5 protein-coding genes and 1 tRNA gene are annotated in these 6059 nt (G+C 50.3%); all 6 read left to right on the top strand.

Annotation, left to right across the window (positions count from 1 at the left end; genetic code table 11):
- The first annotated feature begins 154 nt into the window (after nucleotides 1-154).
- The 6 genes from pncC to H0247_RS19340 all read left to right on the top strand — a co-directional run bounded on the left by pncC (nucleotide 155) and on the right by H0247_RS19340 (nucleotide 6033).
- On the top strand, nucleotides 155-649 hold the full coding sequence (gene pncC, locus H0247_RS19365; RefSeq protein WP_180743984.1) for a nicotinamide-nucleotide amidase: 495 nt from the start codon (nucleotides 155-157) through the stop codon (nucleotides 647-649).
- Nucleotides 650-756: 107 nt separating this feature from the next.
- A complete protein-coding gene (recA, locus tag H0247_RS19360) occupies nucleotides 757-1830 on the top strand; it encodes a recombinase RecA (protein ID WP_010285348.1) in 1074 nt (357 codons plus the stop codon).
- A gap of 45 nt (nucleotides 1831-1875) precedes the next feature.
- Nucleotides 1876-2370 (top strand): recombination regulator RecX, encoded by a 495-nt coding sequence (recX, locus tag H0247_RS19355; RefSeq protein ID WP_180743983.1) that lies wholly within the window; start codon nucleotides 1876-1878, stop codon nucleotides 2368-2370.
- 138 nt (nucleotides 2371-2508) lie between these two features.
- Nucleotides 2509-5136: an alanine--tRNA ligase gene (gene alaS / locus H0247_RS19350; protein ID WP_180743982.1), complete on the top strand. Its 2628-nt coding sequence runs from the start codon at nucleotides 2509-2511 to the stop codon at nucleotides 5134-5136.
- A gap of 324 nt (nucleotides 5137-5460) precedes the next feature.
- Nucleotides 5461-5646, top strand: a complete 186-nt coding sequence (gene csrA, locus H0247_RS19345; protein WP_005972168.1) for a carbon storage regulator CsrA — start codon at nucleotides 5461-5463, stop codon at nucleotides 5644-5646.
- Between the two features lie 294 nt (nucleotides 5647-5940).
- Nucleotides 5941-6033: transfer RNA gene (locus H0247_RS19340), tRNA-Ser, on the top strand.
- Nucleotides 6034-6059 lie beyond the last annotated feature (26 nt).

Genomic DNA, 6059 nt, shown 5'->3' with positions numbered 1-6059 from the left:
TATTTGGCAAAGTTATTTAGGGGCAGCGCTTTCCCTCGTTTTTCATCCCTTTTCATCTTCTTTGTTATGCGCTTCGCATCCCGCGCAGCGAGGCGTCTTTTTCAGGGAAAAGTGTTACCCTGACCCAACAATCCTTGATTAAGATGAGGCGGCAATGACGGAAGCTGACATTCTGCGGTTAAGTGTTTTGGTCGGTGAGAAATTGAAGGCGCGTGGTGCTAGGCTGACGTGCGCGGAATCCTGCACTGGGGGCTGGCTGGCTAAGTCTATTACTGATGTTGCAGGCAGTTCCGGCTGGTTTGACTATGGGTTTGTGACATACAGCAATCTGGCCAAGCAGCGTCTGGTGAATGTGAACGCGAAGACATTGGAACAGCATGGCGCGGTGAGTGAAGCCGTCGTCAATGAGATGGCGGCAGGGGCGTTGCAGGCTGCTGATGCAGATTTTGCTATATCGGTAAGCGGCGTCGCTGGGCCCGACGGCGGGACCGAAGAGAAGCCTGTCGGTACGGTATGGTTTGGCTTTACAGACAAACGGGGCGAAGCATTTGCGCGGACAATGCGGTTTAGCGGAGATCGAAACGCGGTTCGTTTGCAATCGGTCCATTTTGCGCTGCAAACGCTGCTCGACGCGTTTCTGAAAAAATAACCTTGATGCTGTATGCGCATACAGTATAATGTCAGTAATTATTCGGCAATTCATGATTAAGCCGCCGCGTAGAGACAGCAGCTTTACGCCGCATGACAGGAGCAGAAATGGCTATTGATGAGAACAAACAAAAGGCACTTGCGGCAGCACTGGGCCAAATCGAAAAGCAATTTGGTAAAGGTTCTATCATGCGGTTGGGCGAAGATCGCTCAATGGATGTTGAAACTATTTCTACAGGCTCCTTGTCTCTTGATATTGCTCTGGGCGCTGGTGGTTTGCCGATGGGCCGTATCGTTGAGATTTATGGCCCGGAATCTTCCGGTAAAACAACGCTGACCTTACAGGTTATTGCTGCCGCTCAGCGTGAAGGCAAAACGTGTGCGTTCATTGATGCTGAGCACGCGTTGGATCCGATTTATGCGAAAAAGCTTGGCGTAGATATCGATAATCTGCTGTGTTCTCAGCCGGATACCGGCGAGCAAGCGCTGGAAATCTGCGATGCATTAACGCGCTCTGGCGCGGTTGACGTTATCATCGTCGACTCCGTTGCGGCACTGACACCGAAAGCAGAAATTGAAGGTGAAATCGGCGACTCCCACATGGGGCTGGCCGCACGTATGATGAGCCAGGCTATGCGTAAACTGGCGGGTAACCTGAAACAAGCCAATACGCTGCTGATTTTCATTAACCAGATTCGTATGAAAATCGGTGTGATGTTCGGTAACCCTGAAACCACTACCGGTGGTAACGCTCTGAAGTTTTATGCTTCTGTTCGCCTGGATATTCGTCGTACTGGTGCAATCAAGGAAGGCGAAGAGGTTGTCGGCAGCGAAACCCGTGTGAAAGTTGTGAAGAATAAAGTGGCAGCACCGTTCAAACAGGCTGAATTCCAAATTCTGTACGGTGAAGGTATCAATATCCACGGTGAGCTGGTCGATCTGGGTGTGAAACACAAGCTGATCGAAAAAGCGGGTGCCTGGTATAGCTATAACGGCGACAAGATCGGTCAGGGTAAAGCAAATGCCTGTAATTTCCTGAAAGAGAACCCGGCTATTGCTGCGGAACTGGATAAGAAATTGCGTGAAATGCTGCTGCATAAAGGCAATGAGCTGACGCCAGCCGCCGCTGGAAATAGCCATGACGAAGATGAATTTGCTGGTGAAGGCAACGAAGAGTTTTAATGGTGGCTGGATTCCCTGCGACAAAACACATCAGCGGGTTGATGGATGAATAAACCCTTGCGCTATGCGATGAATGTGCTGTCTGTTCGGGATTATAGTGAAGCCGAAATACGCCGCAAATGTGCGGCGTATTTATATCAGTCAGAAAGCGCAAATGCAGAAGAGGAAGCAGATGAAGCTACAGCCCGAACTGCGGCGGAAGATGTGGAAGCGGCTATTGCGTATTGTAAGGAACACGGTTGGCTGGATGACGAGCGTTATGCTCGCCGCTATATCAGCAGCCGGAGCCGCAAAGGCTATGGTGCCCAGCGGATCAAAGTGGAGCTAAGCCAGAAAGGAATCGATAAGACAACGTTAGCCACAGCATTAAACGAGAGTGATATCGATTGGTGTGCGCTGGCGAAATCGGTTGTGGAACGAAAATTCGGGCATCCTCTGTCCGATGAATGGAAAGACAAAGTCAAACATCAGCGATATCTGCTCTATCGCGGCTTCTTTCATGAAGAAATCCAGTCAATTTATACGAATTTTTCAGATTGAACGCACACGGGATTTTACTTCCCATCGAAGAAAATTTATCTTATTCCCACTTTTTTGTTCGTGAGTTGCTCGGTAGCGTCAGCATGCTGGACTAACCTTGCCCGCGACCTGTTCTTCTAGCTTGATTCCAGGACAATTATGAGCAAGAGCACCGCTGAGATCCGTCAAGCGTTTCTCGATTTTTTCCACAGTAAGGGACACCAGGTTGTTGATAGCAGCTCTCTGGTGCCGAACAACGATCCGACATTGTTATTCACCAATGCGGGTATGAACCAGTTCAAAGATGTGTTCCTCGGGCTGGATAAACGTAACTATGTCCGTGCGACAACCTCGCAGCGCTGCGTGCGTGCCGGTGGTAAACATAATGACCTGGAAAACGTAGGTTATACCGCCCGCCACCACACTTTCTTTGAAATGTTGGGTAACTTCAGCTTCGGTGACTACTTTAAGCATGATGCGATCCGTTATGCGTGGGAATTGCTGACCTCTCCCCAGTGGTTCAACCTGCCGAAAGAGAAACTGTGGGTAACGGTGTACGCAACGGATGACGAGGCCTACGACATTTGGGCTGATGAAGTTGGCGTACCGCGCGAAAGAATTATTCGTATTGGTGATAACAAAGGCGGACCTTACGCCTCTGATAACTTCTGGCAAATGGGCGAAACTGGGCCGTGCGGTCCGTGTACCGAGATTTTCTTCGATCACGGTGAACACATCGCGGGTGGCCCACCGGGAAGCCCTGATGAAGATGGCGACCGCTATATCGAAATTTGGAACTTGGTATTCATGCAGTTCAACCGTCAGGTTGACGGCACGATGCTACCGCTGCCGAAACCTTCCGTCGATACCGGAATGGGGCTAGAGCGTATTTCTGCCGTGTTGCAGCACGTCAATTCAAACTATGACATTGATTTGTTCAAAACGCTGATTGAGGCGGTTGCTAAAGCCGTCGGTACGACGGATTTAACGAATAAATCGCTGCGTGTTATCGCTGACCATATCCGTTCTTGTGCGTTCCTGATTGCGGATGGCGTGACGCCGTCTAATGAAAACCGTGGTTATGTCTTGCGCCGTATCATTCGCCGCGCTGCACGTCACGGTAACATGCTGGGCGCTACGGATGCCTTCTTCTACAAACTGGTTGCGCCACTGATTGAAGTCATGGGACCGGCAGCGGAAGAGTTGAAAAAGCAGCAGTCTGTCGTTGAACAAGCGCTGAAGATGGAAGAAGAGCAGTTTGCTCGTACGCTGGAGCGCGGCCTGTCACTGCTGGACGAAGAAATCAAAAACCTGAAAGGGGATACGCTGGATGGTGAAACGGCCTTCCGTCTGTATGACACCTATGGTTTCCCTGTCGACCTCACCGCGGATGTGTGCCGCGAGCGTGGCCTGAAAGTCGATGAAGAAGGTTTTGAAGCTGCGATGACGGCTCAGCGCCAGCGTGCGCGTGAGGCCAGCGGCTTTGGCGTTGATTACAACAGTCTCATCCGTGTGGATGAAACTACGCCATTCTGCGGCTATGAAAAAACGCAGCAGCAAGCGAAAGTTATTGCGCTTTATCACAATGGAAACGCGGTTGATCAGATTGCTGCAGGTGATGAAGCGGTCGTGATCCTGAATGAAACACCATTCTATGGTGAATCCGGTGGTCAGGTTGGCGATCAGGGAGAACTGAAAAACGCGGGCGTCAGCTTTGCCGTTCAGGATACTCAGAAATACGGTCAGGCAATTGGCCACGTTGGTAAACTGACTCAGGGTACGCTGCGTGTTAACGACAGTGTCGATGCCAACGTTGATAGCCAACGTCGCGATCGTATTCGTCTGAATCACTCCGCAACGCACCTGCTGCATGCCGCGCTGCGTCAGGTTCTGGGCGATCATGTCGCGCAGAAAGGTTCTCTGGTTAACGATAGCTATCTGCGTTTTGACTTCTCACATACGGAAGCGATGAAACCTGAGCAGATTCGTCAGGTTGAAGATATCGTCAATGCGCAAATCCGCCGCAACCTTACCGTGCAAACGGATGTCATGGCGCTGGATGATGCAAGAGCGAAGGGCGCGATGGCGCTGTTCGGTGAGAAGTACGACGACCATGTTCGTGTGTTGACGATGGGGGATTTCTCCATTGAACTGTGCGGGGGCACACACGCAAGCCGTACTGGTGATATCGGCCTGTTCCAAATCATTTCAGAATCAGGTACCGCAGCCGGAGTACGTCGTATTGAAGCGACCACGGGTGAAAATGCGTTGTCTGCGCTGCACCGCCAGAGCGACGTTCTGCAAGATATCGCGCAACTGCTGAAAGGGGATAGTCACAACCTGACGGATAAGGTACGCTCTGTTCTGGATCGTGCCCGCGCGTTGGAGAAAGAGCTTCAGCAGTTGAAGGCTCAACAAGCGGCGCAGGAAAGTTCGTCGCTGTCTGGCAAAGCAAAAGAGGTTAACGGTGTGAAGTTGCTGGTTACGCAACTGGACAATGTTGATCCTAAACTGCTGCGCACGATGGTTGATGACCTGAAGAATCAGCTTGGATCTGCTGTTATCGTTCTAGGAACGGCGGCAGAAGGCCGAGTTAGCTTGATTTCTGGTGTAACGAAAGATCTGACTGACCGCGTAAAAGCCGGTGAACTGATTGGGTTTGTTGCCCAGCAGGTTGGCGGTAAAGGCGGTGGTCGCCCAGATATGGCTCAGGCTGGTGGCTCAGACGTGTCTGCACTGCCTGCTGCGCTGGCAAGCGTTGAATCTTGGGTTGCTGCTAAGCTGTAAAACAACAGATAACGTTTTATTCGCGTTATCCGACAAAACGCCATAACTTTCTGGTTGTGGCGTTTTTGTCTGCGGAAAAGGATCCGGCAAGCAGGATAGAAAGTGTGTTACCTTCAGATATTCTGAAGCTTTACATGCTCAGTCCTGTTGTTGTGATAACAAAAGCACAAGCTACTGATATCGACTAAACTAACAAGTAGTGACAAACCGGAGTGTGATGGTGTGGTTATACCATCGTCTAGGTTTACGTTTTCACGGCACATGATGGATAATGGCGGGGAGACAGAGAGACCCGACTCTTTATAATCTTTCAAGGAGCAAAGAATGCTTATTTTGACTCGTCGAGTTGGCGAAACCCTCATGATCGGCGATGAGGTAACGGTTACCGTATTAGGAGTGAAAGGCAACCAGGTGCGTATTGGTGTTAATGCACCTAAAGAGGTTTCTGTCCACCGTGAAGAGATCTACCAGCGTATTCAGGCCGAAAAATCTCAACCAACGTCATATTGATTGACAATGCGTCTCGTGTTCGCGGGACGCAATTGTTATTTCCTGCTTTTCCCCCACACATTTATCGATATATCCATTTTTCCTGTGCGCTACCTTTGGCAAGGTAATCGCCTGTTTTTCTGTCGATAAAATAGACTTTTTGTTGTGAAAGTGCGCGTCTTGGGTGCGAATTGTTCAAACGAACACAAGGTGGGAAAAATTGTTTGACTTATAAGTCTGGGAAAGTAATATGTGCGCCACGCAGTACCGGTGAGCACTAACAAGAAGTTCTTAGTAGCGAATCAGGTAATGTAAGGTGAGGTGGCCGAGAGGCTGAAGGCGCTCCCCTGCTAAGGGAGTATGCGGTCAAAAGCTGCATCGAGGGTTCGAATCCCTCCCTCACCGCCATTTAATATGCATCCGTAGCTCAGCTG

The organism is Pectobacterium sp. CFBP8739 (assembly GCF_013449375.1).
In the GTDB taxonomy this organism is placed as follows: domain Bacteria; phylum Pseudomonadota; class Gammaproteobacteria; order Enterobacterales; family Enterobacteriaceae; genus Pectobacterium.
This window is presented reverse-complemented; position numbering and strand designations above follow the sequence as displayed.